This is a genomic window from Cupriavidus sp. USMAA2-4 (genome assembly GCF_001854305.1).
GTDB lineage: Bacteria > Pseudomonadota > Gammaproteobacteria > Burkholderiales > Burkholderiaceae > Cupriavidus > Cupriavidus malaysiensis.
On the sequence record NZ_CP017748.1, the window covers coordinates 162650 to 189275 of the forward strand.

The window sequence follows — 26626 nt, forward strand, 5'->3', positions numbered from 1 at the left end:
TTTTTGCGAGTCATCCTAGCATGACGCTCGACCACTGCTACCAAGGCGAATGCCGCAACGTCATGCGCGACCTGATCGCCGCCGACGTCCGCGTGCAGTGCATCGTGACCAAGCCGCCGTACTGGCTACTGGAGGTCGCGCCATGCTGACCCGCCGCTCCCCAATGAAGCCCGGCGCCCCGCTACAGCGCCGCACCCCGCTTCGCTCCACCACCAGGCTGCGCCAAACGGCCGGCCTGTTGCCGAGCCCCTTCAAGAAGAAGTCCAAGAAGAAGCCGCGCAAGGCAGAGCGCGACTATCTCGGCCACGTCGCAGCCCTGGGTTGCGCGGTATGCCGCCGGCTGGGCTACGGCCCGACACCGGCGGAGGTCCACCACCCGCGCAAGGGCACGGGCATGGCCCAGCGCGCGCCGCACCGCGATGCTATTCCGCTGTGCCCGGCGCACCACCGCGGTAACGAGGGTATCCATGGCCTGGGCGTGAAGCGGTTCTCGGAGGAGTACGGGTTCGACGAGGCGGAACTGACGCGCGAGACGCAGGCGCTGCTGGCTCCCCACGTCCCCGAGGAGGTAGTTGCATGAGCATGGAGGCGCTCACCTGGGCGCGGAAGCAGCGCGTGGGGAATAGCCGAGCGAAAGCCGTTTTCATGGCGCTGGCGGACTTCGCGAACGAGGATTTCTCGGCTTTTCCGAGCGTGGCCTCGATCGAGGAGTACACCGAACTCGACCGGAAGACCGTCATCAAGCAGGTCCGCTTCCTCATCGATGCAGGCTTCCTTGTCGACACGGGGAAGCGCCAAGGCGAGACGCGGCAGATCCCTGTCTACCGGCTGCAGAGCCAGTCAGCACAAACGGTTGCGATCGGTCCGAGCAGCGCCTGCACGTCGGCAGATGGTTCGAACGGTACCGGATCTGGGATCGTTGAAGGGGACCAAATCCGGAACCGTTCCAAATCCGGAACTGTTCCAACTTTTCCTGGAAAGAGTCCCAAGTTTTCCGGGAAAGAGTCCCAAGTTTCCGTCCAAACAGTACCAAGTTCGGGACACGGAACCCCCATGGAACCGACAAGGGAACCCTCAGGGAACCCACAAAGGGCGCCGGCCGGCGCCGATGCCTCTGCCGCGCTGGGTGTGGCTGCACTCGTTGCCGACGGCGTGGACAAGCAGGTCGCGAAGGACTGGCTGACGCTGCGCAAAGCCAAGCGACTGCCGCTGACACGCACTGCCTGGGACGGTGTGAAGGACGAAGCGGAGAGGGCTGGGATCACGCCAGGCGAGGCCGTGAAGGCTTCGGTCTTGGCGGGCTGGGCTGGCTTCAGGGCGAAGTGGCTTGAGAGCCAGGGCGGCGCCGCCGGCGGGAACGGTACACAGCGGCTGGACAACGGCGTCGAGAACGAGAAGGCGAAGGCCTTGCTGTTCGGCGCAGCGGAGGTGATCGATGTTTGAGCGTGATTTCGACGAGTTCGCCGCGAACCTCGACGCGGTGTATGGCTTGCACGGCAAGACCCTGCCGGCCATGTCCAAGGCGGTCTTCTTCCGTGTGCTGGCGGCGTACCCGCTCGGCGTGGTCAGCGCGGCGATGGATGGGCATGTCCGCGACCCGCAGCGCGGCCAGTACCCCCCGAAGCCGGCCGACCTGATCGCCCAGATCGAGGCGGCGCAAGCGAACGACGGGCGCCCGGGGCCGGACGAGGCCTGGGCGCTGGCGCTGCGCGGCATGGACGAGGCGGAAACGGTCGTCACGACACCCGAGGTGATGGAGGCGCTCTCTGCCGCCGGCCCGGTGCTGGAGGCCGGCGACAAGGTGGGTGCCCGCATGGCATTCAAGGACGCCTACACGCGGATCGTGGCCGACGCCCGCGCCGCCGGCCGAAAGGTCAGCTGGATCGCGTCCGTGGGCTGGGATCCGGAGAAGCGCGCCGAGCCGCTGCAGCAGGCAGTGAGCGTCGGCCTGCTGTCCGCGCCGGCTGTTGCCGGGCACCTCCCGTCTCCGGCCGGCGGTGGGGAGCCGTCCGCTGCGGCGCGCGAAGGTCTGGATCGCCTCCGCGCCGCAGTGGCGCAGCTGCGCCCCGCGTCCGAGAAGCTGCGCCTCGCCTCCGAAGCGAGGTCGTCTGCGGCGCGCGAGCGCACCGAGCAATCCAAGGGCCGGGTCCGCGCTGCGGTGGAGTCCTATGCCGAAGGAGCAGAAGCATGAGCCAAGTACAGATCAAGCGGCCGGGCGAGGCTGATCGCGTTACGGTCGAGGCACTGGACGAGAACGGGCACCGCTTCGTGACCGGCGGCGAACTGGGCTTCACCGAGGGCTCCGTGCTCTACAAGGCGCGCTGCTGCTTCGACTGCGGCATTGTCCGGCGGGCCGACGGACAGAACAAGGCTTGCCGTGGGCGGGTCAGCGTCGAGGTGAGGGCGGCATGAGCAAAGCCTTCGTCCCGCACATGGAATGCACCGTGGCGAGCGGGGATTGCTTCGTGCACGGCCAATGCCTCAGAGGTTGCCATTTCCGGGAGCGTGACACGCGCATCGCTGTTCTGGAGCAGCGCGTGAAGTGGCTGGAGGGCGCAGTGAGCCGGTTGACCGCGGGAAGTTCGAAGGGGGTGGCATGAGCAACGCACTCCGCTGGACCCCCGAGCAACTACAGGCGCATCAGGCGCGCCGGCGTCCAGCCGCAGCGCGGTCGGTGCCGGCCGGCGACGCGAAGCCCAACCCGATGGCGCGCTTTCAGGCGCTGGGCCGGCTGCCCAAGGACCAGATGAACAAGACCGAGCGCGCCTACTCCGTCCTGCTGGACGAGGAGAAGCGCCAGGGCCAGGTGATCGACTGGCGCTTCCACCCCATGCGGATCCGGCTGGCCGACAACACGTTCTACGAGGTCGATTTCCTGGTGCTGCACGCTGACATGCGTCTGGCCATCCACGAGACCAAGGGCGGCTACACCACGGACAAGGGCCAGATGAAGATCAAGCTGTGCGCGGAGGTGCTGCCGTACTTCCGGATGGTGAAGGCGATCAAGCTGCCTGCGAAGCAGGGCGGCGGATGGAAGAGGGAGGAATACTGAGATGACGGCGAAGAAGCGCAACAAGCCCTACCGCCCGCGCGAGGTGCGCCTGAACATCATGGCTACCCTGTTCGAGGGAGATCAGCCGCTGCCGGCCGATCAGCGCACCACGATCCTTCTCGCGGTGCGCGGGGCGGTGGCCGCCCTGGTGCGCGGCACGTCCACCCGCGACGACTGGCACACGATCGTCAACGCCCTGAACACCTCCCAGGTGCTGTGCGAGAGCGCCGGGAATCGCCACATCGGCCTGGCGGTGATCCACGCCGCCCAGAACGCCATGATCGAGGTAGGTGAGCGCTGCAAGCGCACCGGCAAGCTGGGGATCTCCGGCGACGGCCTGCGCATCCTGAACGACGGCATCGAGCTGTACGAGCAGTTGCTCGAGACGGTGACGAAGCGCCAGCACGCCGCGGCGATCCATGAGGCGGACCGGCGGATCCGGGCCGGGAATGTCGTCCGGCTGAAGAAGGAAGGCACGCGCCGGCTGGAGTTCGCGGGGCTGGCGGCATGATTGGGCAGGCAATGCCGGAGGATCTGGACCTGATCGAGGCAGCTGGCCGCGCCGCCGGCTACGAGGTGCGCCGGTACCGCGTGCGCGAGCTGGAGGTGATTCACGTCAGGGAGCAGGGCGGCACGTGGCGGCACTTCAACCCGCTGGCGGACGACGGCGAGGCCTTCCGCCTGGCGGTCCGGTGCCCATTCCTCGACCTGAAATGGGTCGCCGCCGAGGCCTGGCATGCCGAGAGCAGCGAAGAGGGGCGGCGGCGATATGCGCGGGCAGCCATCACGCGCGGTGCAGCCGGGCTGATACGGATCTGATGGCGGGCATCTATCGGGAGTTCGCCCTGCGCGGTCGCGCCGACTGGGCCGAGGTGGTTTCCACCGTGCGCGCGGCAGCCCCGGACATGGCAAGGCAGGGTGCCCCGATGCGCCTGATCCTTGCCGCAGAGGACCACGACCGCCTGGAGATCCAGGTCAGGCACTACTGGGCTGCAGTGATCGAGCCCATTGCAGAGCAGGTATGGCTGGAAGGCCGGCAGTACAGCGCCAGGGCCTGGCACCAGCACATGAAGGAACGCTTCCTGCCGGCGCGCGAGATGCGCATGCCGGACGGGAGCATCAAGCAGGTCCAGCCGTCCATCGCCAGGGGAGAGATCTCGATCGCGGCGATGACGGAATACATGACAAAGGTCAGCGCGTACGCCGCAGCAGACCTAGGGGTGCAGTTTGAATAGTACGGGTCCCTTTCAGGGGCGGGACATGGGAGTACATGCCAGAAGGCGCGCCGCTTGGGAGGCGGCGGGGCAGCTGACATTGCAATTGGAGATCCGGGCGAGGACGCACCGGGAGAGGATTCTGGAGGTGCTGGCGGCCAGCGATGTTTTCCTGACCGGCCAGCAGGTGGCGGACCGCGCCGGCCTGCCATACAAGGCATCGCTGGACGCGCTGACCTACCTGTACAACGACGGAAAGATCGCGCGCCAGGGGCGGAAGTTCACGGCGCGGTGGGGGCGGATGGCGCTGCTGCGGAGGGATACGGGGTTCCGAGGTATCGAGGACTTCTTCCGCGCGCTGGGCACCAATGGCTAGAACTACCTATACCGGGCCCCTCTTTGCGACGATGCTTGCAGCTAGCGCAGTTATTCGAGAATGATCACGCGGATAGATCTCAGCCAAGGCACTCTCAACAATCTCTAGCACATCAAGCACTTGGCCGTGAAGCACCTCCTTCCCGTGGCTACCATGATTTCCGACCCATTTTGCGGCCAACAGGTGATTCTTTACCTTCGCATTTGATTTTGAATACGATTCAATCCGCTTATGCAAATCGCGCATTTCTGGTACACCTAGCTCATCCATGAGGCGTTCTAGCGCAATCCGCACGGAGTTTGCCGCGCTCGATGGCGATTGCCAGTAGAGAGCGAAGGAGTCCGCGAGTGCCTCTCGGACGCTTTCCGGGCATGCCGGTGGTATTGAGATCAGTGGGGGCGCCGGCTCAAAGAACTTTGGAAACAGAAATTTTTCCCACTCGTATCCACCTTCATATTGCTCTACTACCTGATGGAGATATTTTCCAACCAGGAGCACGTCGTCACCGCAAACAACGCACTCCAGCATCGCCGAGAAGCTGCCATCATCGTATTCGGGATCGTATCCGTTTACGCTGATGAAATCGTCCAGCGCACCAGAGCGCGCCACGCGCATACTGCCTTTGGTGAGTTTCAGGATTCCCTGTTCGCATTTTGCATTTGGACACTTCCAATGCGGCAAGTCCGTTGCAGCGTGGCGTTCCTCGAAGTTCTTGCGATGCATCGGTTACCCCTGAGACTGTAGGTTGGCTTCGTCGCGCTCGAATTCCTCGCTGCGCCATAGGATGTGCTCACTGAATTCTCCCACAGAGCGAGGCGAGCATGTCCCGATTCTCCATTAAGAGCAATGCGCTGCAGGACCGCATGCGCATGGCCATCTGGCTGCTTGCCGGCCTGGCCTTCTACGTCGCCGTCTTCCTGATCGACGGCGCCCGGTTCCCCACTGTCCAGGTGACCTGCCAGAAGCTGGGTCACGTCACCACCTTTGCCTGGGTGGGCTACTGGATCTCCCGTCAGGCCATCGGCCGCGTCGTGCATTGCAGTGGCACGGAAGACCGCCTGGCGCGCGCCATCGTGATCGGCTGCGTGATCATCGCTGGACTGACGGGGCTCTGACCATGAAGGCGCTGAACTTTGGTCAGGCCATCGAGGCACTGAAGGCCGGGCTGCGCGTGGCTCGCGCCGGGTGGAATGGCAAAGACATGTGGCTGGCGCTGAGCTGCAATGGCACGCGAGAAGTGCCGGCCGCCGCCTTCTGGGCTCCGCCCAACCGCGCTTATGCAGAGGCGAATGGGGGCAAGGCGACCGTGCTTCCCTCCATCACCATGAAGACCGCCACCGGCGAGATCCTGATGGGCTGGCTTGCCTCGCAGACTGACATGCTGGCCGAGGACTGGTCCATCCTCGATGCCGGCGCCGCCGCTGCGCTGGCCGGCAGCGCGGAGGTGGGAAAGGCGGTGCCTGAGCCTGCGCCGGCGGCCGTAGCCGCCGAGTGGAAGCCCACAGCCGGCCGCATGGTAACCGTGAAGGGCTACATCGCCAACGGCACCGACGAGCACCCGGGCATCATCACCCGTGTGCATGGGGCAGGCGAGGGCGCACTGGTCAATGTGACCGCCTTCCCGGACCTCCAGTCGCCGAAGATCTTCAGCAGCATCCCCGTCTACACCAGCCGCACCGCCGCACGCGACGCCATCGTTGGCCCGTCGCGCGCCGCCGGCTACGCTTTCTTCCCGGATCGGGTGTAGACCATGAGCACTCGCGCATCCCATGCCCGTCGGAACGCTCCCCCGGTCGACCCTCGGGCCGGGATGCGCGGCTGCGCCAAGGCGGCGCTGGGCGCGATCGGCTGCTTGCTGCTGCTGACCGCCGCCCTTGCCGCGGTGGCGCAGGCCCAGATCCCGGTCGTCGCTCACCAGTACCGCCAGCAAATCGCCAGGGAGACCGCCTTCCGCTTCGGGGTAGACGGCCCGGTTCCGGTGGTGGCCGCCCAGATCATGCAAGAGAGCAAGTTCAACCCCCTGGCCAGGAGCCAGGTGGGCGCGCTCGGCCTGATGCAGTTCATGCCGGCGACGGCGGAGTGGGCCGGCCAGGCGGGAATATCCGGCCCGGTCCAGCCCCTGAACCCCCAGTGGAGCATCCGCGCCGGGGTCTGGTACGACCGCTGGCTCTATGACCGGGTGAAGACCGCCGACAGCGAGTGCGACCGCTGGGCCTTCGTCCTCAGCTCCTACAACGGGGGCCTTGGCTACGTCTACAAGCGCCAGAAGCTGTCTGCCACGCCGGGCAGCTGGGGCACGACCGGCGCCATCAACCCGGGCATCCACCCGGCGAACCAGCGGGAGAACCAGTCCTACCCGCATCACATCCTGGGCCGCTGGCAGCCGCTGTTCAAGGGCTGGGGCCGGACGGTGGGGTATCCATGCTGACCCGCGTCCTGTCCCTGGCGCTGTGGAAGGCCTCCGCCCTGGTGCTGGCCGCCTTCCTCCTCGGCGTCGCCGCGGGGGCGCTGTATGTCTCCGGGCGCCACGCCGGCGAGCAGACCGCCGCCAAGACCGTCGAGAAGGTGGCGACCCAGGCCGTGACCACCGCCGACACCGCCCAGGTGAAGCAGCTCCGCCAGCAGCTGGCCACCGCCAAGACCGAAGCCGCCGAATTCCAACGCCAACTACAAGAGGCCGCCCGTGCGAACCCTGCCCCTACTGCTTGCCGTCTTCCTGACGGGCTGCGGGACGACCTTAACCGTTAAGTTCCCTCCCGTGCCGGCCGAGCTGAAACAGCCGTGCGGCAGCCCAATCTTCAATCCACTCACCACCGCAGACCAGTACGACCTGGCAGCCCGCCTGGGAGAAGCCAAGGAGTACGGTAAGACCTGCTCCGCCAGGATGGAGAGGCTGATCGATGCCGTCCAAGCAAGGGAAGCACTGGCAGTGGAGGTGACCCGATGACCGGCCAGGAGACCCAAGCCCAGGGGGAGCAGACCACCCTGATCGTCTACCGGCTGAGCCAGATCGAGAAGACACTGTCCAGCCTGGTCGAGCAGAACGCCAGGATCATTGCCCTGGAGCAGTGCCTGCTGGAGACGAGGGAAGCGCAGGAGCGCGCCTTCAAGGCCATCAAGGACACCGACACCCGGGTACGGACGATCGAGACGGAGATGCCGACGCTCCGCCTGGTGCGCGGCTGGGTGATTGCCGGGATGCTGGCAGTGATCGCCGCCTCGGGCACGGTGATGCTGGACACCTACCGCCGGACGAGCATGCCGCCAGCCGTCGCTGCCCAGAATCCCCGGACCGGCTGAGCGCCGGCCGCCACCAAGAGAGGAGCCCACCGTGAGCAAGTACGGTTCGCCGTCCGATAAGCGGCGCCGAGTGGAACCCGAGGCCGCACCTGCCCAGCCGGCAGCGAAGAAGCCTGTCGCCCGTAAGACCACCGCCAAGCCGGGAGCCGCTCAGCCGGCAAATGGTAATCCTGCTGCAGTACCGAAGAAGCCGGCCAGGAAGCGCGCCGCCGCCAAGAAGGTGCCGCGCAAGGTCGGCCGCCCATCGCTCTACACGCAGGCGATCGTCGACACCATCCTGGAAAAGATCGCCGGCGGCAAGTTCCTGACCGAGATATGTGCCGATCCCGCCATGCCATCGTGCAGTACGGTCTTCAAATGGCGGCTGGAGCATCCCGAGTTTTCGGAGGCGTACGCGCACGCGCGCGAAGCTGCGGCGGACAAGATGGTCATTGAGACCGTAGCCATCGCGGATGACGGCCGCAACGACACCTACTTGGACGAGGAGGGGCAGCCGCGCACCGACTACGACGTCATCCAGCGCTCCAAGCTGCGAGTCGAGACCCGGAAGTGGCTCCTGGCCAGGATGGCGCCCAAGGAGTATGGCGACCGCATCGAGACTCACCACTCCGGCGAGATCAAACAGACTTCCGACCTGACGGACGATGAGCTTGACGCCCGAATCGCTGGCCTCCTTACCAAGTGACCAGCTTCTTGCAGCGCTTGTGCATCTGCCGCGAGCGAAGCGCCTGGAACTACTAGAGCTGCTCGAGGAGAGGCGTCGGCGCACATCCCGGCGGAAGCTGTTCACCTACTACCCAGAGGCTGGGTCGCTACGCCGCGAGCTGTACCCCAAGCACATGGAGTTCTTCGCCGCCGGCGCGGACTACCGGGAGCGCTGCTTCCTGGCCGCCAACCGGATAGGGAAGACCGAAGGCGCGGGTGGGTACGAGACCGCGCTCCACCTGACCGGGCGGTATCCGGCCTGGTGGAAGGGGCGACGCTTCGACAAGCCGGTGAAGTTCTGGGCAGCCGGGAAGACGAACGAGACCACGCGCGACATCGTGCAGGGGAAGCTGTTCGGGGATATCACCTTCACTGGCACTCGCAAGGGCGTGGCCGGGACAGGCCTCATCCCTGGCGAGGACGTCGGCGCGATCGCCTGGAAGCAGGGCGTTCAGGATCTGATCGACACCGTGCGGATCAAGCATGCCTCCGGCGGCTGGTCGAAGCTGGGCCTGAAGTCCTACCAGCAGGGCCGCGGCTCGTTCGAGGGCACGGAACAGGACGGGATCTGGCTGGACGAGGAGCCGCCGATCGAGATCTATGGCGAGTGCCTCATCCGGACGGCGACCACTGGGGGGTTGATATACATAACCTTTACGCCACTTGAAGGGATGAGCGAGACGGTTCTTTCTTTCCTGCCAAACGGGATACCGGAGGTAACGTAGGTCATGTACACGAAGATCAAGGACGGCTGCCGCGAGTGCATTGCCTGCAAGCAAACGAAGCCAGTGACGGACTTCTACAGTTACCCGTACACAACCAGGCAAGGCAAGCAGAGCGTCCGGACAGAATCGCGGTGCATTGAATGCGCGCGCCAACGTCGACGCAGCCGATACAGAGAGAATCCGGAGCGCGATAAGGCGGTTTCGCTGCAATGGAAGCGGGAGAACCCAGAGCGCCTTGCCGAAGGGATGAGGCAATGGCGATCGACAGATCACGGCAAGCGGATCCGGGCCTATCACCAGCGCGTCAGGAAAGCCAAGTACCGTTCAGGCGAGCACAGCTGCGAAGAAATCAAAGCTCTGTACCGTGAAGCTGTCCTGCTGCAGGCAAAGCTAATGGCCTGCGTGGAATGCGATGACGTCCTGCAACTGAAGATCGAGGTGGATCACGTGATTCCGCTGGCGAGCGGCGGTGAGCATGTGATTGAAAACCTGCAACTTCTGTCCGCCCGCGAGAACCTCGACAAAGGCGCGAAGTGCCCGCCGTAAGCGAATCCAAATACCTTGTCATGGCGGGATGGAGTGACGTCCCGCACCTGGACGAGAAGACGAAGCGCGAGTTGCTGGAGGCAACGCCGCCATACCTGCGCGAGGCTCGCTCCAAGGGCTATCCGGTGCTGGGCTCCGGCCGCATCTTCCCGGTGGACGAGGAGGCCATCAAGGTGGCGTCGTTCACCCTCCCGGACTCCTGGCCGCGCATCTGCGCCCTGGACTTCGGCTGGGATCACCCGAGCGCCATGATCTGGCTGGCGTGGGACCGCGACAACGACATCGTCTACGTCTACGACTGCCTGCGGGTACGTGAGACGACGCCGGAGCAGCAGGCGCCGCTTATCCTCTCCCGCGGCGACTGGATTCCCGTGGCGTGGCCGCACGACGGCCTCAACACGGAGAAGGGCAGCGGCGAGCAACTGGCCGAGCTGTACCGCAAGGCAGGCGTGAACATGCTGTGGGAGCGTGCGCAGTACGAAGAAACAGGCACGGAGGATGGATCGAAGGTCTCGCGCTCCTCCGTCGAGGCCGGCCTGATGGACATGCTCACCCGCATGCAGACAGGAAAGTGGAAGGTCTTCGGCCACCTCAACGACTGGTTCCAGGAATTCCGGCTCTACCACCGCAAGGACGGGAAGATCGTCAAACTCAAGGACGACCTGATGTCCGCCAGCCGCTACGGCACCATGACGCTGCGCTTTGCCGCTACGCCGCCGGTGCCGACTCGAATTGATGCCCGACGCCGAGAATACGACTGGCGCGCCGGCTGACCTCCTGGCGCGCGCCATGGAGATTCCAGCCGATGGGCGACATTCAACTGACCAGCGCCGCCGTTACGACCGACGGGCCGCAGCACGGCGGCGAGGGTGCAGGCCGTGTAGACGGCGACGTGCAGCGCTCCGACGAGCAGCCGCCCGAGCTGGCCGACCAGCCCCTGAGCCGCGAGCAGGTCGAGAACTTCCTCTACGAGATCAAGCACCAGCCCAACTGGCGCCGCGAGGCGGACAAGTGCGCCGACTACTACGACGGCAACCAGCTGGACGCCAGGACGCTGGAGATCCTGCAGGAGCGCGGCCAGCCGCCGCTGATCACCAACCTGATCAAGCCCACGATCGACACGATCCTGGGCATGGAGGCCAAGACCCGCACGGATTGGCTGGTGCGTGCCGAGGATGACGGCATCGCCACGCCGGAGATGGCTGAGGCGCTCTCCCTCAAGCTGAAGCACGCCGAGACCGAGACGCGCGCCGACCGTGCCTGTTCGGACGCCTATGCCGCCCAATGCAAGACGGGCGTGGGCTGGGTGGAAGTCTCGCGCGAGTCCGATCCGTTCAAGTTCCCATACCGCGCCCGGTACGTCCACCGGCGCGAGATCTCGTGGGACTGGCGATCCCAGCAGCCCGACCTCTCCGACGCCAAGTACCTGATCCGCCGGCGCTGGATGGATGTCGACTCCGCGATCGCCAAGATGCCGGAGTATGCGGCGCTGCTGCGCCAGTGCGTTTCCGGCTGGGTGGGGTTCGATCCGGCGCTCTCGCCGCAGACCGGCCTGGTCAACTCCATGGCAATCGAGCGCGACACCCGCCTAGAGGAAGAGGACTGGCGCGACACCTTCCGTCGGCGCGTCTGCCTCTACGAAATCTGGTACCGGAAGTGGGTCTCCGGCTACGTCATGCGCCTGCCGAACGGCCGCGCCATCGAGGCGGACTTCAACAACCCGAAGCACAGCATGGCGATCCTCGCCGGCGCTGTGAAGGTGGAGAAGCGTGTCTTCGAGCGGGTGCGGCTGGCCTGGTACTGCGGGCCGCACTTCCTCTACGACGTGCCGAGCCCGTACAAGCACGGAATGTTCCCCTATGCGCCGTTCTTCGGCTTCCGGGAGGATCTGACCCTCGCTCCCTATAGCTTGATCCGCCCGATGCTGAGCCCGCAGGACGAGATCAACGCGCGGAAGAGCAAGAATCTCTGGTTGCTGAACAGCCGGCGCGTCATTACCGACTCGGATGCGGTCAAGGACCACGAGCAGACGCGCCATGAAGCCGCGCGACCGGACGCCTACATCATCCTCAATGAGAATCGGAAGCCGGCGAGCCAGTTCAAGCTGGATGTCGGCGGCGAATTGGCCGCCCAGCAGTTCCAGGCCATGCAGGAGGCCAAGCAGGAGATCGCCGAGTCCTCCGGCATCCACAAGGCCATGATGGGGCAGACCAGCGCCGCCACATCCGGCCTGGCGATCAACTCCCTGGTGGAGCAGGGCCTGAACACCCTCGGGGAGACGAACGACAACTATCGCTTCGCCCGCCGGATGGTCGGCGAGATGCTGTTCTCCATGATGCTGGAGGACATGGAGGGCCGGCAGATCGCGGTTCAGATCGGGGACGGCAAGCGCAAGCGCGTGATCGTCCTGAACCAGCCGGCCATCGACGAGCAGTCCGGCCAGCCTGTGGTGCAGAACGACACGACCCGCGTGCGCGCCAAGGTGGTGCTGGACGACATCCCGTCGACGCCGACCTTCCGCCTCCAGCAGGCCCAGATGCTCACGCAGCTGTCGCAGGGCCTGCCGCCGGAGCTGCAGGCGGTCCTGATCCCCTACCTGGTGGAGCGCTTTGACCTGCCGAACAAGGCCGAACTGGTCGACGAGCTGCGCCAGAAGCTGGGCTTCATGGACCCCGAGGCCCAGGCGCAGGCCGCGGCGGAGCAGGAGGCCGCCGCAGAGCAGGAGCGAAAGATGGCCATGCGTGACGCCACCCTCAAGGCGGCCGAGCGCGCGTCCAAGGTGCGCCTCACGAACGCCCAGGCCGACAACTTGGAGGCCACCACCGCCCAGCTCGGCCTGACGCCGGCCGAGTACACCCAGTACGCCACCAGCGAGCAGCAATAATGGCCGCCGTCCCTACCTGCGCCGTCGCCGTCCGGCTATACGACCAGAATGCCCAGGCCGTCGCCGGCGCCACGGTCACAGCCCAACTCGACCGGTACGAGATTCATGACGGGATTGTCGTGCCGCAGACCTTCGAGGCCGTCACCAACGAGTTCGGCGAATGCACGCTGGATCTCTGGCCAAACTCCCTCGGCTCCCAGTCATCGAACTACAAGATCAAGGTCCAGCCGACGGACGCCAAGGGCTACAGCACGATCGCTATCGTTCCGGATGCGCCGACAGCGAACCTGAATGAGATCGCGCAACTTCCCGAGATCCCGGGCAAGACGGACTTCCAGGAGTACTTCGAGCAGGCGCAGGGCATTGCCGATGACCTGGTGAATAGCGCCAATGCGGCCAAGGTCGCCGCTCAGGATGCGCAGGCTGAGGCCGAGTCGGGAGCGGACGGATCCGCTGATAGCGCATCTGCTTCGGCGTCATCGGCAGCGGCTGCTCTCGCTTCGGCGGCTTCTGCCCAGCAGAGCGCCAATGACGCAGCGGCCTCGCTTCAGAATACGACCACCCAGGCGGGGGCAGCGGCAGCCAGCGCGACAGCCGCGGCTGGCTCGGCTTCGGCCGCTTCGACCTGCGCAGGCCAGGCTGCTGCAAGTGCCACCGCCGCCTCGAGCAGCCAGGGTAGTGCCAGCGCATCAGCAACGGCTGCGGCCGGCTCGGCGACCACTGCGTCTGGATCAGCCGCCACGGCCACAACGAAGGCCGGCGACGCGGCCGCGAGCGCAGCCGCCGCCGCGACCTCTGCCGCCACGGCGTCAACCCAGGCAGGCACGGCCACCACCAAGGCAGGCGAGGCATCGGCATCGGCCATGGCTGCGGCGGGTAGTGCTGCCGATGCTGCGAGTGCCAAGACGGCAGCCGAGGCTGCTCGGGATTTGGCACAGCAGTACAGCAATGCCGTGGCGCCGACCGTGGCAAAGCCGGGCGACGGCGCATACACGTCTACTCGTGTCGTCAATACGGTGCTTATCTACGACACGCCACTGACGGCGACGCGCACGGTGACGCTCAACACGACCAATCCCGCCGCAGGCGACACCGTGCGTCTCACGCGTACTGCTGCAGCATCTGGCGCCTACAACGTGGCGCTGGGCGCGCTCAAGAATCTCACGCCAGGCCAGTGGGCTCATGCGACCTATGATGGCGCGGCCTGGGTGCTCACTGGCTACGGCAGCCTGTAACTCCATGCGGAAGTCGAGATGGAAACCGATAAGCTAATCCTCCGTGAAGACGTTCTGCGCTCGGTCACTGTGCCAGAGCAGGAAGCGAACCTGAAGTATCTGGAGCGCATAGCGTCGAGTCAAGCGTCAAGCGCTGCCGACTCTGCAGAGGCGGCGGCTGAAGCGGAGGCGCAGGCGATCGCTGCAAGGGATGCTGCCGACGGCAGCCGGGTTAGTGCAGCGCAAAGCAAGAGCGATGCGGCGGCATCCGCCGTCCAAGCTGTCGTTGCCTCCCAGAAGGCAGAGGCAATCGCTGCGCAGTTCATCGATCTTGATACTGGCGTGGCACTTGCAACTGAGAAGGCGAATGAAGCCGCGGCCTCGGCAGGCGTAGCGCTCTCGAATGCGGCGCAGGCAGCGCAGAGTGCTGCAGGCGCGTATCAAGCGCGGGACGATGCTGCGACTAGCAAGGTGGCGGCTGCGCAGAACGCCCAGAGCAGTTCGTCGTCGGCGAATGCCGCGAATGCTAGTGCAGCGACTGCGGCTAGCAGTGCCGTTTCGGCATCTAGCTACGCTGAGAGGACGGACGACTATGCTGGAGGAACGACCAACTCGGCAAAGTCTTGGGCTGTCGGTGGCAGCGGCAATGGGCAGCCTTCCGGTGGAGACGCGAAATCATGGGCTACGCGAGTTGGCGCGGCCGTGATTGCAGGGATGTACTCTGCCAAAGAGTGGGCGGTAGGAATGCTCACTCGAGGACAAGCGGGTGGCGGGTCCGCAAGAGATTGGGCCAACTACATTGGTGGCACAGTCGATGATACGGAATTCTCCGCCAAGAAGTACGCATCGGACTCAGCGGCCGCTGCCTCTCTCGCGCAAGCCGCAGCATCCGAGGCGGCGTCCGTCATCACTCCAATCAGCGTGCCGGACTACGCGGCGCTCCGCACTTTTGCTGGAGCAGCGGCGACCGTCGCGGTCACGGGATACCTTGCCCTCGCTGCGCCTTCTGGCATCGCTGGAGACTTTGTTCGCGATGATAGCGACAAGACCAGCGCGGACAATGGTGTCACGATCGTTGTGGTGGCGAGCGGGCCGAATGCCGGGGTGCGTTTCAAGCGGGTATTCAGTGGGCCACTGGATATGGCGTGGGGTGGTGCCACTGGCATGGGGGTGGCAAATGATCGCATGGCATGCCAGAAAGTTCTCGACGTAGCGGGCGTCGGGGGAAAAATCACGCTCGGGGGCAAGGTGTACGCCGTCGACGCGCCGCTGAAGTTCTACGCCGGCCAGTCGTGGGTTGCTGCCGGTGGCATCAACGTCGTCGGAGGTGGCTCCGAGATTCGACTGACTGCACCGGCATCCTCGGTAGTGGAGCCGGCGAATCCGACCGCCGTCACGTATGGATTCAATCCGGTTGGTATCTATTTCAATGCCCAGACGTACGGAGACGCCGGCCTGTCTCTCTATAACACGTCGTACGCGAAGCCCGATCAATGTGCATACCGGGCTGACAAAGATGCGGCAGCAGGGCTATTGCTCGACAGCAATGTCTCGCTGCAGTGCTATTTCAACAAGATCAATCAGCCGCGCGCCTTCGCAAGCGGTGTAGGTGGGGTCGGCATTCGCTTTACGCGCGGGGCGAATGCCAATCAAGTGTTTGGTGGGAAGTGCGGTAGCAGCACCCGCGGTATGGAGTTCCTGAGCCTGTCCTCCGGGAACTACATCGCGGGAACAGACTTCGAGAACAATACCGATCGCCACATCCGGGTCGACGCACCGAACAATATGTTCTTCGGCGTCCATATGGAGACGGCGCCCATCGGATTCGATATCACGGTCAACGGCACGCACACCGTGCGTATTGGAACTTCGTTCGCAACGAACGTTACGGTGCAAGTGCAGGATGCCAGCGTGCATGGCGCGGTGCTTGAGACGCGGAACGATTCGACTACTGGTGGCGTCACTGGCGAGCTGAAGTTCGGCCCGATGCGTGGGAGGTCCTCGTACTTCACTACCTCGTCGATCTGCATGATCGACTTCGATATATACAACTCGGCGGCTGCAGGGTTGATCCAGTACTTCCGCAACATGGTCACCAGCGGCGAGTGCTCGGTCTCCTACTACAAGGGAGACGGATCTGGCGTCGTCACGATCAAACTGAACGCCAGCACTGGCGAGATCAGCTCGCGGGACATCCTTCAGTCGGACAACGCTGGGGCGAACACTCGGCGCGTCATGCGTCGAGCATCCATTCCGACGAGTGGCTTCTACAACGTTGGTGACGTCGTAGAGCGTGTCAATCCTACCGCCGCCAATCCAGTCACACGGTGGGTGTGCATCGCGGGCGGTAGCCCTGGGACTTGGCAGGCAACTGCGTGGATCGTTGTGCGTGGGCCAACGTCATCCCGTCCGAATCTCGGGGCGGCGGACGTTGGTGTGGAGTACCTAGATACGACGCTCGTTGGTGCCGGGAAGCCGATCAGATGGACTGGCGCAGCGTGGGTCGACATGGCCGGCGCAATCGTATAGGAGAACGAAGTGGCACTGAGAATGGAAACTGAGGGCGTTGGTGGCGTGATGGTCTCGAACGCCTACCTGCGCGTGGAATGCGTGATGATCAACCCCAAGGAGCAGATGTACTTCCATCTGCGCGCCTATGTGGCTGATGACGGCTCACCATTCTTCACCGAGGAAGTGTTCATGGGCGTGCCCTATGAGCTTAGTGAGGCGAACCCTATCGAACAGGCATATTTGCACTTGAAGGCCATGCCGAAGTTCATCGATGCACAGGATTGCTGACCCGTGGTTCACCCCTCGAAGTGGGGGGTAAGTGAATGTGACTTGTAGATAGACTAGCAGTCTCTGGGCCGTGATGGAGGACTGCAATGCTGCGGAATGTCGCGAGAGTTTATAGTGAGAAAACGGCGCTGCTATGTCGCATCGATAGTGCCAAGGACATGGCTATTCCTATAGCCACTGCATTCTTATGTCACGGTCGTGGCTATCTGCTGACCTGCGCTCATGCTTTAGGCCTTACAGACGAGCTGGCTATTATTGAGCCATCATCAGTTGATGACTTTACCCCAATGTCGCTCGATCGGGTCGTTCCGCTTCGAGTTGGGGTTGCTCAGTATGACCCAATAAACGACGTAGCGCTGTTGAGGATATCTAACCAAAGTAATGTGCAAGAGGGTTTCGTAATTCCATCGGTGGATGAAGGATCGACTGTCGTTGGGGCGACAGCAGCGTATCTCGGCTACCCATTTTCGGATCTTGGTCTTGTGGTAAGGCACATAGCTTTGACCACCGTAAGCTCTAAAGTTCTCTCGGAAACTGGAGTGAAGCAGTTTCAACTGGATGCTATGATTCATGAGGGGTGCAGCGGTGGGCCGGTTATAGACGTACAGACTGGTCGCGTTTTTGGTATTGTAGCTGGTCGATTCGCGCCAGGCAGGAAGACTGACGGATTCGTAATTACGAAGGGTGGACGCGTCCTTGGAAGCGACAGCGGAATTTCATACGCTACGTCTATCTCGTATGGGCTAGAGTTAATGCGGGCGGAGGGGCTAAATGCTTGATGTGGTCTATGATGAGAGGCAGCTCTTAGATGCGGTGGAGGCCCTTGTGCCATCCCATCAGAGAGTTCGAGTCATTTCTCTAGTAAAAGAGAAGGACATCTCTGAGGAGGAATATGAATCGAACGCAAGAGAACTATTGGGCGAGAGTCGACCTAAAGGAGGGATTGCACTCACGAACGCCGACCTCGGGCCTTCGGCGGGAAAGGCTGTGCCGGTTTCGGTGTATATAAAGAAGGAGATCTACGATCTCTTTTGCACCAATTCGCAAAGGTATCGAGATGAACGAAAAGAGGGAGCGGCTACTGTGAGGAATTTGATCACAATCGTTGCTACGGCAGTGGCCGGAAATTTCTCATTACCACTCGGCGTGGTGGTGGGTGCAGTGACGTTATGTCTAACGGCTGTGCTAAAAATCGGTACAAATGCCTACTGTGAGGCGAATAAGGCGCTCGCCACGAGGAATGAATGACTTCGTTGTTTCGCTAGATCTAGGCTGCAGTTGGAAGAGCTAATTTCCTGGGCAGAATCAGGCGAGAGTACGCAACACAGCCCGCGCGAGCGGGCTTCTTTGTTTTGGTGTGCGATTCGATCAGAAGATGCGATGTGGCCGTGTAGTCGGATTTAATCATGAAATTAATCGTAGTGTAAGAAAATTGTTATGCACTTGCGGTTATGAGGTATTAATAGATGCGATAGATTAATGGGCTGGCGTATTTCTCATGAATCTGGCCGCGGTGCGGGTTTTTTATGCTTGTTCCGAGTAAGCGCTACCAATTCCGTAGTGTGCCAGTCCAAATCGACTCGAATTGCTCCACGCCCCATAGCATTCCCTCCAACCCACAGCCGGTTCCCGTGCTGCCCGGATAGGCAGACCGGCAAGGGATCAAACCTCGCAGCCAACGCGATACGTGGAGTGGAGTGGAATGGAATTCGATCTGAACGATCCGGAGCAGGCATTCAAGGCTTTCCAAGCCGCCGAAAGCGGTCAAGCGGTCGAACTGCCCCAGGGCGGTGAGAGCGACGCCGACAGGGCAGCGCGGGAGGCGCAGGCAGTCAAGGACGCAGCTGATGCAGCTGCAGCGGCCGAGAAGGCCGCGGCGGACGCGGCAGCGGCCCAGGCGGCCAGCGCCAAGCAGGATGTCACGCCCGGGGGAAAGGTCGAAGCGACACAGGATAACGAAAGCAACGCGGAGGGTGTGCTTGCCCGCGATGGCAAGAACGTCATCCCGTTTTCGGTGCTCAAGAGCGAGCGCGACCGGGCGGGCCGGGCCGAGCAGTTGGCCAAGGACCAAGCCGACCAGATCGCCGCGCTCAAAGCGCAGATTGCCGCAGGGAATCAAGGGGCGAAACCTGGTGAGAGCGCCCGCACCGCCGAGGCAGCAGCCGAAACCGTACTGTCGGACGAGGAGTTGGAGGCGATCCGCGAGGATTTCCCCACCATGCACAAGGCACTGGTGGCCCAACAGGCGACCATCAAGGCCTTGCAGGCGCAGCAACAGCAGGTAGAGCAGGAGCGGCATCAGCAGCAAGCCGAGCGGCAGCGCACCCAGGCCGAAATGGTCCAGGAAGCGATCGACGCGACGCCAAAGCTGGCGCACATCCAGGCTACCGATCCAGACCGTTTCACCGCGGCACAGCGTTATGACGCCGTGCTGCGCGCTGATCCGCGATGGCAGGGCAAGCCCCTGGCTGAACGCTTTGCCGAGGCTGTCAAGCTCGTCGAGACGACGCACGGCGCGATCGAGATCCCTAGCGCGAATCCTCCCGCTGCACAGAAGACGCCGGAGCAGCTCAAGGCGGAGGCCGAAGCAGTGGCCAAGGCAGCAGCCAGCAAGGCTGTTCCCACCTCCATGAGCGATTTCCCGGCAGGCGATCCCCCCGCTCAAAGCGAGCAAGCAGCCCTGGAGAGCATGACGCCGGCCCAGCTGGCGGACAAGTTCTCCAAGATGTCGCCCGAGCAGATGGACGCCTACCTGAGCAAACTCTGATACCTGAGGAACCACTGCAATGTCTACCTCGATCCCGTATGGCTCGCCCCTCGCCGCCAAGGTCTATGGCGTGGGCCTGTTCTCCCGCGTGCAATCGGCGCCGGGCTTCATGAACCTCCTGTCCGGCGAAATGCCGACCGAAGGCAGCTTCGCCGCCAAGGCGAAGGGCCAGACCAGCCCGGACTACCCGATCGTCAAGGCGGGTGACCTGGCCAAAGGCGCCGGCGATACCGTCACCATCGACCTCTTCAACCCGCTGCAGGGCAAGCCGACGATGGGCGACAAGCGCATCCAAGGCAAGATGATGGGCCTGACGTCGTCGACCATGGAGGTCTCCATCAACCAGTGGCGTGGCGGCGCGGACGGCGGCGGCAAGATGACGCAGAAGCGCACCAAGCACAACCTGCGCGCAATCGCTATGGCCGGCCTGCAATCGTGGGCGCAGCGGCTGGAAGACCAGACCGCCCTGGTGCACCTCGCTGGCGCGCGAGGCGATCAGGCTACCGTCGACTGGGTCGTGCCCTTCCAGGTGGATCCGGACTTCGCCGAGATCATGACCAACCCGGTCAAGGCACCGACCAAGAACCGCTACTACGCGGCCAACGACGCCACCAGCCCGGCGGACATCGGCACGAACGATGCGCTGACGCTGCAGGACGTCGACCGCATCGTGTCGATGCAGCGGGAGTCGCCGGCCGTGCTGCAGCCGATCAAGATCAAGGGCGACGACCGTGCCTGGAACGATCCGATGTGGGCGCTGTTCGTGACCGAGCGCCAGTGGCTCTACCTGAAGTCGCGCACTTCGCAGTCGGACTGGCGTACCGCCATGCAGATGGCCTTCGAGCGCAAGGCTCCGGGCGTCAAGCACCCGCTGTTCGACTCCTACGAGACGATCATGTGGAACGGCGTGCTGATCAAGCGGATGAACCGCTATGCGATCCGCTTCAACACCGGCTCCAACGTCATCGTCGACTCCGGCGGCAGTGATGGCCTGACGTACACCGAATCGACGGTGCAGACCGCGCAGCCGGTCGACCGCGCGATCCTGGTCGGTGCCCAGGCATTGGCCAAGGCCTATGGCAAGTCGGCGTCGGACTACTTCTACAACTGGGATGAGGAACTGGTCGACCACAAGAACTCGGTCGAGATCGTCGTGGGCGGCATGGCCGGCACGGCAAAGGTCCGCTTCAAGATCGACGGCGCCGACACCGACCACGGCGTGGCTGTCATCGACTCGTACGCGCCGGATCCCAACTCCCCTGCTGGCCGCACGCTGCTCGCTTCGTAATGTGGGCGGGGCAGGGGATGAACTTGCCCCGGTCAAGACTTTAGGAGATTCACGATGACGACCATCATTGCTTCGACCCTGCAGGACGTGCTGTTCTCGGGCGAGGATCCCCTTGCCCCGGCGCACGGCCGGCATCTGCTGGCCGCCGCCCAGGTGGGCGACAAGGTTCGCCTCAACAAGATCTATGCCGGTGCCAAGGTGCACCACGCGCGCCTGGTCAATGGCGCGCTCGGCGCGAGCACGACCGTCTCGCTCGGCTACGAGTATGCCGACGGCTCCGGTGGCGATCCCGTCGCCTTCTTCAATGCCCAGGCGACCAACGCTGCCGGCGCGAACACCTCGGTCGCTGCGCCGGTGGTGATTCCGAAGGACGCCTACATCGTCGCCACGATCGGCGGTGGAGCGGCCAGCGGGCAGATCGACTCGGTCCTGCTGTACGAGCCGCGGGGCATCTAAGGCCCCAGCTCGCTGGCGGCGAGAGTAGACGGGGTGGGCTGGCTCGCCCCGTCCTTCATGGAGCACAAGGAAGACGATGATCCCCATCGAATATGTGGGCAAGAAGCCCTGGACGCGCGACAACGTCGCCGGCTCCGGGAAGGCCTGGGAAGGTCCGGGCGACGTGCAGGAGGTCTGCGTCAACCAGGCAAGGATGCTGCTCAAGCATCCCGATCAGTGGGCGCTGGCGAATCCCGACGATGCGGCGCTGGTTGACGGGCCGGTGATGGTCGCCGTGACGGACCCGGGTACCGGAGAGCAGACGGAAGTGACGCAGGACAGCTTGGCGAAGCCACTCGAGAAGATGAGCAAGGCGGAGCTGGCAGCCTATGCGGCGAGCATCAAGCTCTCGCTGCAGCCTACCCTCAACAAGAAGCAGATAATCGACGCAATCGAGCTGGCCGAGAAAGGCCCGGATCCTCTGCAAGCCGGCGTCACCCCGTAAGCTATGCCGACGGTGCAGCAGGTCATGGACCGGGGTCGGAAGCCCCTGAACGATGCCGACAAGGTCCGCTACCCGGATAGCGACCTGCTCGACTACGTCAACGACGGCGTGGCCGAGATTTACGAACTGCGGCCGGATCTGCGCGTCGGCAAGTTCGGCCAGCCCATTGCGGTCCTCGCGGCCACGGATACCTTCCCGCTCTCGGCGGCGCACGCCGTGGCCATCCAGCACTACATCGCATTCCGTGCGGAGACGCGTGACGACGAGAACGTCAACGAGAACCGCGAGGTCAAGTCCTACAAGCTGTTCCAGACCCTGGTGTCCAGCACATGAGCGATACCAAGTACACTGACCTGTTCGACGAGGTCTTGCCTGAGGTGCCAGGCGCCGGCCAGGATCTGGCGGTCAACGCCATCCGGAACGCGATCATTGAATTCTGCCAGGGCTCCTGGTGCTGGCGCTACTTCATGGACCCGGCCCCGATCCTCGCCGGCCTCAATACCTACGATTTGGATCCGCCGATCGGTGCGGAGGTTGCCCAGGTGCTGCTGGTGAAGGTCGACGGCAAGACGATCGACCCCATCAGCGAGGCGGACCTCTCTGCCAAGCGCCCGCGCTGGCAGACGGAGCGCGACACGCCGCGGAACTACCTGACCGATGACCCGAGCCAGATCATCCTGGCGCCTGTGCCGGATCGGAAGATCCCCGGCGGCCTGGTGGTCACGTTGGCGCTTCAGCCGACCCGCACGTCGACCATGTTCCCGACCTGGATCTGGAGCCGGTACTTTGACGCGCTGGCCGGCGGCGCGAAGGCGCGCCTGATGAAGATGCCGAAGAAGCCCTGGACCAGCCCGGAGCTGTACTCGCTCTACCGTGGCCAGTTCGAGGCCGCGATGGCCGGCGCGAAGGTCGAGGCGCTGCGCAGCCTGTCGCGTGCGCCGCTGCGTACCGTTTCTCAGCACTGACCCGATGGCGACGCTCTCGATCACCCAGTTCTCTGGCATCTTCCCGCGCGTGCCGCCGGCGCTGTTGCCGCAGACGGCTGCGACGGTCGCCGAGAACTGCGATTTCGGCTACGGCGAGCTGCGCGGCACCCGCGGCGGCGCCAAGCTGACGGACGTGTCCAACGCGGTCAAGAGCCTCTACACGGAGGACGGCGTCAGCTTCTACACCTGGGACGTCGACGTCGACGCTGTGCGCGCGCCGCTAGCCAAGGACCAATACCGGCGCGTCTACTACACCACTCCAACCGATTTCCTGGTGACGAACAGCCTCGGTACGCGGCCAGAGGGCGGCCCGCCGGGGTCGAGCTACCGGGTCGGCGTGCCAAAGCCCACGACAGCGCCGACGTTCTCCGTCTCCGGGACGCCCACCAGCCTGCAGGACATCAACATCGCGGCTCGCTTCCACTATGAGTACAGCGGGGTCAAGTACCAGGAGCAGGACATCGGCTTGACGGTGGTCACGGACAAGCAGAAGTGGACCTTCACGCCGCCGGCGAAGAATACCGGGGCGGCCTACGGGCCGGGCGATGAGTCCTTCATTGCGACCTGGTACTGCATCATGGCCAACAGCGGCCTCGACACCCCGCTGGAAGAGCGGTGGTTCACGTTCCCGCCCGGCACCCGTGTCATCGCCAGCTCGCCCGATACCCTCCGGAAGGTATCAGACAACTCGCTGCTGCAGGGCGTCGTCAAGGTGAAGGACGATGCCGGCCGTGAGCACGTCCTTGAGACGCTGTACTCGCTGACGCGCTATTCTTACCTGGACGACAACACCGGCGGCTCCGTCGGCAACCTGACGCCCGAGCAGGCCTTCCCGGTGATCCGACTGATCGGCACGAGCGCCAGCACGGGCGGGACTGCCTTCGACATCTACACCAGCAACTCGGCTTTCACCGCGGTGAACGACTGGGATGCGGTGCTCACCCGGAACGACAACTCCGAGAGCTACACCCTGGTGCTGGCGTCGAAGAGCACGGCGGCCCAGACCGAGACGCGCGCGGTCGTTTATACCTACGTCAATACCTACGGGGAGGAGGGGCCTCCGTCGCCGGCCGGCACCTTCAACCTCCAGAGCGGCCAAGCCGTCGACGTGACCGCCGCCCTCGATGCGTGGACGGCGAACTATGCCCCGATCAAGGAGATCCGGGTCTACCGGACGATGTACGGCAGCAACGTCGTCGGCTACTTCTATGCCGGCTCGATCCTTGTGCTGAGCCAGCCTGCAGGCAACTACGTCTTTCACGACGACGTGAAGGTGGCCGCGCTGAATGAGATGCTGGCATCCGACGAGTACTACCCGCCGGACCCTGGTCTCGTCGGGCTGATGAGCCTGAAGAACGGGATCCTCTGCGCCTGGAAGGGCAACGAACTCCACTTTTCGGAGGCCTACAAGCCGTGGGCCTGGCCGCCGCAGTACGTCAAGACCTACCAGCACAACATCGTCGGTGGCGTCCCATATGGCTCCGGTGTCTTGATCACCACGACCACAGAGCCGATCCTGATCTCCGGCCAGACGCCGGCAGGCATGAGCGAGACGAGCCTCAATGTTGCCCAGGCTGGGGTCTCCAAGCGATCCATCGTGCTGGTCGACGGCTTCCTGGCCTACGCGAGCCCGGACGGCATCGTCGTGGTGCAGGGCGGCCAGGCCTCGCTGACGCTGTCTGAGCGGTTCTTCACCAGGGATGTGTGGCGCGCCCGGTACGGCGCGCATCTCGGCGCAATGCGGTTCTCCGTCTGGGACGGTCGGCTGGTGGTCTACGCCGGCGACAACTCCTTCCCGGCCTTCATGATCCGCCTGGACGAGGCGAGCGGCACCATGACGGACATGCCGGCCTTCCAGGCGGCGTGCACGTTCAGTTCGGAGTTCGCCGATGGGGTCTACTATGGCCTCGGCCAGGGCCTGTACCGGTTCAATGCAGGCGACCCGCTGCCGACCGTCTGGGAGTCGCGGGAGATGGTCTTGCCGAGCCCGCTGAACTTCGGTTTCGCCAAGGCGATCTGCAGTGGAAGCTGGTCGATCGAGTTCCACTCCTACAACGAGGAGGCGGATGCCTGGGTACTGCGGCACACCAAGGCTCTGACCGGCGCGGCCGGATTCCGGCTACCTGGGGGCTACAAGGGCCAGCGCTACCGGGTCCGGCTGTCCGGTAGCGGCACGTTCAAGGATCTGCGCATCGGTGAGACCGCCATGTCGCTGAAGGACGTCTGATGGCGCGCGTCCCTTCGATCCCTCAATCGGCGTTGGAGAATATCTCCGACCGGAACATCTACGCCGTCCTCAAGGCCATCTCGGACATGCTGAATGTCCGGAACGGTCAGACCGGCGATTCCGACAATGCCTTCGTGACCCGGGCCGAGGTCGCCAACCTCCGTGGCGGCGGCACGATCATCGGCGTGGCTGGGGCGGCACAGACCCAGGGCGGCACCTATCCGGTCATCAAGCCATCGGACATCGCCCGGGTGATCAACGACTTGCAGGCGCAGGTCATGGAGTCGCCGCTCTTCAAGGCGCTGGGGGAGCGGGTCAACAAGGTGGACGCGCCGGGCACCGGCGTGATTGCCCAGCTCGACGAGGAGCGTACTGTCCGCAGCGACGCGGTGGCATCCCTGGTGCAGCAAGTCACCACGCTGACTGCTGGAGTCGACGCGAACACGGCCGCGCTGCAGCAAGAAGCGCAGGTGCGTGCCGATGCCGACGGCCACCTGATGGGGCAGTGGTCCGTCAAGACGGACATCAACGGGTACGTGTCTGGCTTCGGCTTGATGAGCACGGCGAACAACGATGTGCCGTTCTCCGGGTTCATCGTCCGGGCCGACCGGTTTGCCATCGGTTCGCCGTCTGGCCCTGGCGTTCCATCCCGTATCCCATTCATCGTGGTGACCACTGAGCAGTGGGTGAATGGGTACCGCGTTCCGCCTGGCGTCTACATCGATGCCGCAGCCATCTCGGTCGCCTCGATCGGCGAAGCCCAGATCCAGTTCGCGGCGATCAAGCAGGCACATATCCACGGCGCCGCGATCGGGAGCGCGCAGATCCAGGATGCAGCGATCACGAACGCGAAGATCGGCAACGCGGAGATCGACACGCTGAAGCTGCAGGGCGAAACCGTCACGATCCCCCGGGCGGCGACCGGCACCGGGAACATGGGTAACGTGGCGTCCGTCTATGTGCCCGGGGGCGCGTCTGCTGTGGTGGTATCTGGCACCGTCAACGTTCCGGGCATCACGTTCGGCAATGACGGCCCTCCCATAGCTCAGGCCTCCATTACCTTGACAAGGGATGGAGTGACGCTCACGAGTTACGACGTCAACGTGCAGGCCGAGAAGCTGGCCATACCACTGGCCTGGCACGATCAATACTCTGGCGGCGGGACATACGCCATCAGCGTGATCGCGCTGGGGAACGTGACTGCAACGATTGCCTGCCTGGGATGCAAGCGATGATCATCATCTACCGAATCGACAACGGCGAAATCACCCGCCTGGTGAGCGCACCCGAGGACGAGGCCGAGCGTAATCTGCTCCCGGGCGAGGCCTTCATCCTGGCTGAGACCGCGCCTGACTGGCAGACGCAGCGGGTGGCCGACGGCCAAGTCATCGCCAAGCAAGCATGTCCGGCCGCTCTCGATGGCGACCGCCTGACGGGCCTCCCGGTGCCGAGCCTGATCGTGGTGCAGTCGGCGCTGTCCCGGCAGTCCTTCTACTCGGCGCAGGCCGAGGACGAAGTTTCGTTCACCTACCCGGGCGACTACAAGATCTGGGTGCAGGCGCCCGGCTACCTGACCGGCGAGTTCGCCTACACGAAGGCCTGA

Annotated in this window: 37 protein-coding genes; 36 read left to right on the top strand and 1 reads right to left on the bottom strand. The window is 64.1% G+C overall.

Annotated features, from left to right (window positions below; all coding sequences use genetic code 11):
- Positions 1 to 20 precede the first annotated feature (20 nt).
- The 11 genes from BKK79_RS41920 (at position 21) to BKK79_RS00900 (ending at position 4642) form a co-directional block, all read left to right on the top strand.
- Positions 21 to 149 carry a hypothetical protein gene (locus BKK79_RS41920; RefSeq protein WP_257787590.1) on the top strand — a complete coding sequence of 43 codons (129 nt, stop codon included), beginning with the start codon at positions 21 to 23 and terminating at the stop codon, positions 147 to 149.
- Positions 143 to 580: a Ref family recombination enhancement nuclease gene (locus tag BKK79_RS00860; protein WP_232346246.1), complete on the top strand. Its 438-nt coding sequence runs from the start codon at positions 143 to 145 to the stop codon at positions 578 to 580. The genes BKK79_RS41920 and BKK79_RS00860 overlap by 7 nt, the downstream gene beginning before the upstream one ends.
- A complete protein-coding gene (locus BKK79_RS00865) occupies positions 577 to 1443 on the top strand; it encodes a helix-turn-helix domain-containing protein (RefSeq protein ID WP_071036841.1) in 867 nt (288 codons plus the stop codon). Before BKK79_RS00860 ends, BKK79_RS00865 begins: the two co-directional genes overlap by 4 nt.
- On the top strand, positions 1436 to 2191 hold the full coding sequence (locus BKK79_RS00870; protein WP_071036842.1) for a hypothetical protein: 756 nt from the start codon (positions 1436 to 1438) through the stop codon (positions 2189 to 2191). Before BKK79_RS00865 ends, BKK79_RS00870 begins: the two co-directional genes overlap by 8 nt.
- Positions 2188 to 2412 (top strand): hypothetical protein, encoded by a 225-nt coding sequence (locus BKK79_RS00875; RefSeq protein ID WP_071036843.1) that lies wholly within the window; start codon positions 2188 to 2190, stop codon positions 2410 to 2412. The genes BKK79_RS00870 and BKK79_RS00875 overlap by 4 nt, the downstream gene beginning before the upstream one ends.
- Positions 2409 to 2600, top strand: a complete 192-nt coding sequence (locus tag BKK79_RS40055) for a hypothetical protein (protein WP_157128327.1) — start codon at positions 2409 to 2411, stop codon at positions 2598 to 2600. Before BKK79_RS00875 ends, BKK79_RS40055 begins: the two co-directional genes overlap by 4 nt.
- Positions 2597 to 3052 carry a hypothetical protein gene (locus tag BKK79_RS00880; RefSeq protein ID WP_198173298.1) on the top strand — a complete coding sequence of 152 codons (456 nt, stop codon included), beginning with the start codon at positions 2597 to 2599 and terminating at the stop codon, positions 3050 to 3052. The genes BKK79_RS40055 and BKK79_RS00880 overlap by 4 nt, the downstream gene beginning before the upstream one ends.
- A gap of 1 nt (position 3053) precedes the next feature.
- Positions 3054 to 3563: a hypothetical protein gene (locus BKK79_RS00885; protein WP_071036844.1), complete on the top strand. Its 510-nt coding sequence runs from the start codon at positions 3054 to 3056 to the stop codon at positions 3561 to 3563.
- Between the two features lie 11 nt (positions 3564 to 3574).
- Positions 3575 to 3871 carry a hypothetical protein gene (locus BKK79_RS00890; RefSeq protein WP_071036845.1) on the top strand — a complete coding sequence of 99 codons (297 nt, stop codon included), beginning with the start codon at positions 3575 to 3577 and terminating at the stop codon, positions 3869 to 3871.
- On the top strand, positions 3871 to 4287 hold the full coding sequence (locus BKK79_RS00895) for a hypothetical protein (protein WP_071036846.1): 417 nt from the start codon (positions 3871 to 3873) through the stop codon (positions 4285 to 4287). The genes BKK79_RS00890 and BKK79_RS00895 overlap by 1 nt, the downstream gene beginning before the upstream one ends.
- A gap of 127 nt (positions 4288 to 4414) precedes the next feature.
- Positions 4415 to 4642, top strand: coding sequence for a hypothetical protein (locus tag BKK79_RS00900; protein WP_157128328.1), 228 nt, complete (start codon positions 4415 to 4417; stop codon positions 4640 to 4642).
- Between the two features lie 6 nt (positions 4643 to 4648).
- On the opposite strand, the gene BKK79_RS38650 is transcribed toward BKK79_RS00900, so the two are convergent.
- On the bottom strand, positions 4649 to 5365 hold the full coding sequence (locus BKK79_RS38650; RefSeq protein WP_084084373.1) for a DUF4145 domain-containing protein: 717 nt from the start codon (positions 5363 to 5365) through the stop codon (positions 4649 to 4651).
- A gap of 98 nt (positions 5366 to 5463) precedes the next feature.
- Here BKK79_RS38650 and BKK79_RS00910 point away from each other — a divergent pair, with 98 nt between their 5' ends.
- The 25 genes from BKK79_RS00910 (at position 5464) to BKK79_RS01010 (ending at position 26626) form a co-directional block, all read left to right on the top strand.
- Complete coding sequence (locus tag BKK79_RS00910; protein WP_071036849.1) at positions 5464 to 5757, top strand: hypothetical protein; 294 nt, start codon at positions 5464 to 5466, stop codon at positions 5755 to 5757.
- Between the two features lie 2 nt (positions 5758 to 5759).
- Complete coding sequence (locus BKK79_RS00915) at positions 5760 to 6389, top strand: DUF2829 domain-containing protein (protein ID WP_071036850.1); 630 nt, start codon at positions 5760 to 5762, stop codon at positions 6387 to 6389.
- Between the two features lie 3 nt (positions 6390 to 6392).
- Positions 6393 to 7070 (top strand): transglycosylase SLT domain-containing protein, encoded by a 678-nt coding sequence (locus BKK79_RS41380; RefSeq protein ID WP_084084375.1) that lies wholly within the window; start codon positions 6393 to 6395, stop codon positions 7068 to 7070.
- Positions 7064 to 7390 (top strand): hypothetical protein, encoded by a 327-nt coding sequence (locus tag BKK79_RS00925; RefSeq protein ID WP_071036852.1) that lies wholly within the window; start codon positions 7064 to 7066, stop codon positions 7388 to 7390. The genes BKK79_RS41380 and BKK79_RS00925 overlap by 7 nt, the downstream gene beginning before the upstream one ends.
- Before the next feature lie 10 nt (positions 7391 to 7400).
- Positions 7401 to 7589 carry a hypothetical protein gene (locus BKK79_RS42230; protein WP_442873240.1) on the top strand — a complete coding sequence of 63 codons (189 nt, stop codon included), beginning with the start codon at positions 7401 to 7403 and terminating at the stop codon, positions 7587 to 7589.
- Positions 7586 to 7942, top strand: coding sequence for a hypothetical protein (locus BKK79_RS00930; RefSeq protein ID WP_071036853.1), 357 nt, complete (start codon positions 7586 to 7588; stop codon positions 7940 to 7942). The genes BKK79_RS42230 and BKK79_RS00930 overlap by 4 nt, the downstream gene beginning before the upstream one ends.
- Positions 7943 to 7973: 31 nt before the next feature.
- On the top strand, positions 7974 to 8627 hold the full coding sequence (locus tag BKK79_RS00935) for a hypothetical protein (RefSeq protein WP_157128329.1): 654 nt from the start codon (positions 7974 to 7976) through the stop codon (positions 8625 to 8627).
- Positions 8593 to 9372, top strand: a complete 780-nt coding sequence (locus BKK79_RS00940) for a terminase large subunit domain-containing protein (protein ID WP_232346247.1) — start codon at positions 8593 to 8595, stop codon at positions 9370 to 9372. The genes BKK79_RS00935 and BKK79_RS00940 overlap by 35 nt, the downstream gene beginning before the upstream one ends.
- 3 nt (positions 9373 to 9375) lie before the next feature.
- On the top strand, positions 9376 to 9918 hold the full coding sequence (locus BKK79_RS38655; RefSeq protein WP_084084377.1) for an HNH endonuclease signature motif containing protein: 543 nt from the start codon (positions 9376 to 9378) through the stop codon (positions 9916 to 9918).
- 20 nt (positions 9919 to 9938) lie between these two features.
- A complete protein-coding gene (locus BKK79_RS00945; protein ID WP_071036856.1) occupies positions 9939 to 10691 on the top strand; it encodes a phage terminase large subunit family protein in 753 nt (250 codons plus the stop codon).
- Between the two features lie 32 nt (positions 10692 to 10723).
- Positions 10724 to 12802, top strand: coding sequence for a portal protein (locus BKK79_RS00950; RefSeq protein ID WP_071036857.1), 2079 nt, complete (start codon positions 10724 to 10726; stop codon positions 12800 to 12802).
- Positions 12802 to 14037, top strand: a complete 1236-nt coding sequence (locus BKK79_RS00955; protein ID WP_071036858.1) for a hypothetical protein — start codon at positions 12802 to 12804, stop codon at positions 14035 to 14037. Before BKK79_RS00950 ends, BKK79_RS00955 begins: the two co-directional genes overlap by 1 nt.
- 18 nt (positions 14038 to 14055) lie before the next feature.
- Positions 14056 to 16545 (top strand): hypothetical protein, encoded by a 2490-nt coding sequence (locus BKK79_RS40060; protein ID WP_157128330.1) that lies wholly within the window; start codon positions 14056 to 14058, stop codon positions 16543 to 16545.
- 9 nt (positions 16546 to 16554) lie between these two features.
- Positions 16555 to 16815 (top strand): hypothetical protein, encoded by a 261-nt coding sequence (locus BKK79_RS00965; RefSeq protein WP_157128331.1) that lies wholly within the window; start codon positions 16555 to 16557, stop codon positions 16813 to 16815.
- A 158-nt stretch (positions 16816 to 16973) separates the two neighbouring features.
- On the top strand, positions 16974 to 17594 hold the full coding sequence (locus tag BKK79_RS42235; RefSeq protein ID WP_442873258.1) for a S1 family peptidase: 621 nt from the start codon (positions 16974 to 16976) through the stop codon (positions 17592 to 17594).
- Positions 17587 to 18063, top strand: coding sequence for a hypothetical protein (locus BKK79_RS40065; RefSeq protein WP_157128332.1), 477 nt, complete (start codon positions 17587 to 17589; stop codon positions 18061 to 18063). The genes BKK79_RS42235 and BKK79_RS40065 overlap by 8 nt, the downstream gene beginning before the upstream one ends.
- Before the next feature lie 454 nt (positions 18064 to 18517).
- Positions 18518 to 19582: a hypothetical protein gene (locus tag BKK79_RS00970; RefSeq protein ID WP_071036861.1), complete on the top strand. Its 1065-nt coding sequence runs from the start codon at positions 18518 to 18520 to the stop codon at positions 19580 to 19582.
- A gap of 19 nt (positions 19583 to 19601) precedes the next feature.
- Positions 19602 to 20870: a N4-gp56 family major capsid protein gene (locus BKK79_RS00975; protein WP_071036862.1), complete on the top strand. Its 1269-nt coding sequence runs from the start codon at positions 19602 to 19604 to the stop codon at positions 20868 to 20870.
- 54 nt (positions 20871 to 20924) lie between these two features.
- Positions 20925 to 21326 carry a hypothetical protein gene (locus BKK79_RS00980; protein ID WP_071036863.1) on the top strand — a complete coding sequence of 134 codons (402 nt, stop codon included), beginning with the start codon at positions 20925 to 20927 and terminating at the stop codon, positions 21324 to 21326.
- A 76-nt stretch (positions 21327 to 21402) separates the two neighbouring features.
- Entirely contained in the window at positions 21403 to 21810 is a 408-nt protein-coding gene (locus tag BKK79_RS00985) for a Rho termination factor N-terminal domain-containing protein (protein WP_071036864.1), read from the top strand.
- Between the two features lie 24 nt (positions 21811 to 21834).
- Positions 21835 to 22143 (top strand): DUF6682 family protein, encoded by a 309-nt coding sequence (locus BKK79_RS00990; protein ID WP_157128333.1) that lies wholly within the window; start codon positions 21835 to 21837, stop codon positions 22141 to 22143.
- Entirely contained in the window at positions 22140 to 22775 is a 636-nt protein-coding gene (locus BKK79_RS00995) for a hypothetical protein (protein WP_071036866.1), read from the top strand. Before BKK79_RS00990 ends, BKK79_RS00995 begins: the two co-directional genes overlap by 4 nt.
- 4 nt (positions 22776 to 22779) lie before the next feature.
- A complete protein-coding gene (locus BKK79_RS01000; protein ID WP_071036867.1) occupies positions 22780 to 25023 on the top strand; it encodes a hypothetical protein in 2244 nt (747 codons plus the stop codon).
- Positions 25023 to 26258: a phage tail tip fiber protein gene (locus tag BKK79_RS01005; protein WP_071036868.1), complete on the top strand. Its 1236-nt coding sequence runs from the start codon at positions 25023 to 25025 to the stop codon at positions 26256 to 26258. The genes BKK79_RS01000 and BKK79_RS01005 overlap by 1 nt, the downstream gene beginning before the upstream one ends.
- The gene (locus BKK79_RS01010) at positions 26255 to 26626 is read left to right on the top strand and encodes a hypothetical protein (RefSeq protein WP_071036869.1); all 372 of its coding nucleotides are present in this window, start codon (positions 26255 to 26257) and stop codon (positions 26624 to 26626) included. The genes BKK79_RS01005 and BKK79_RS01010 overlap by 4 nt, the downstream gene beginning before the upstream one ends.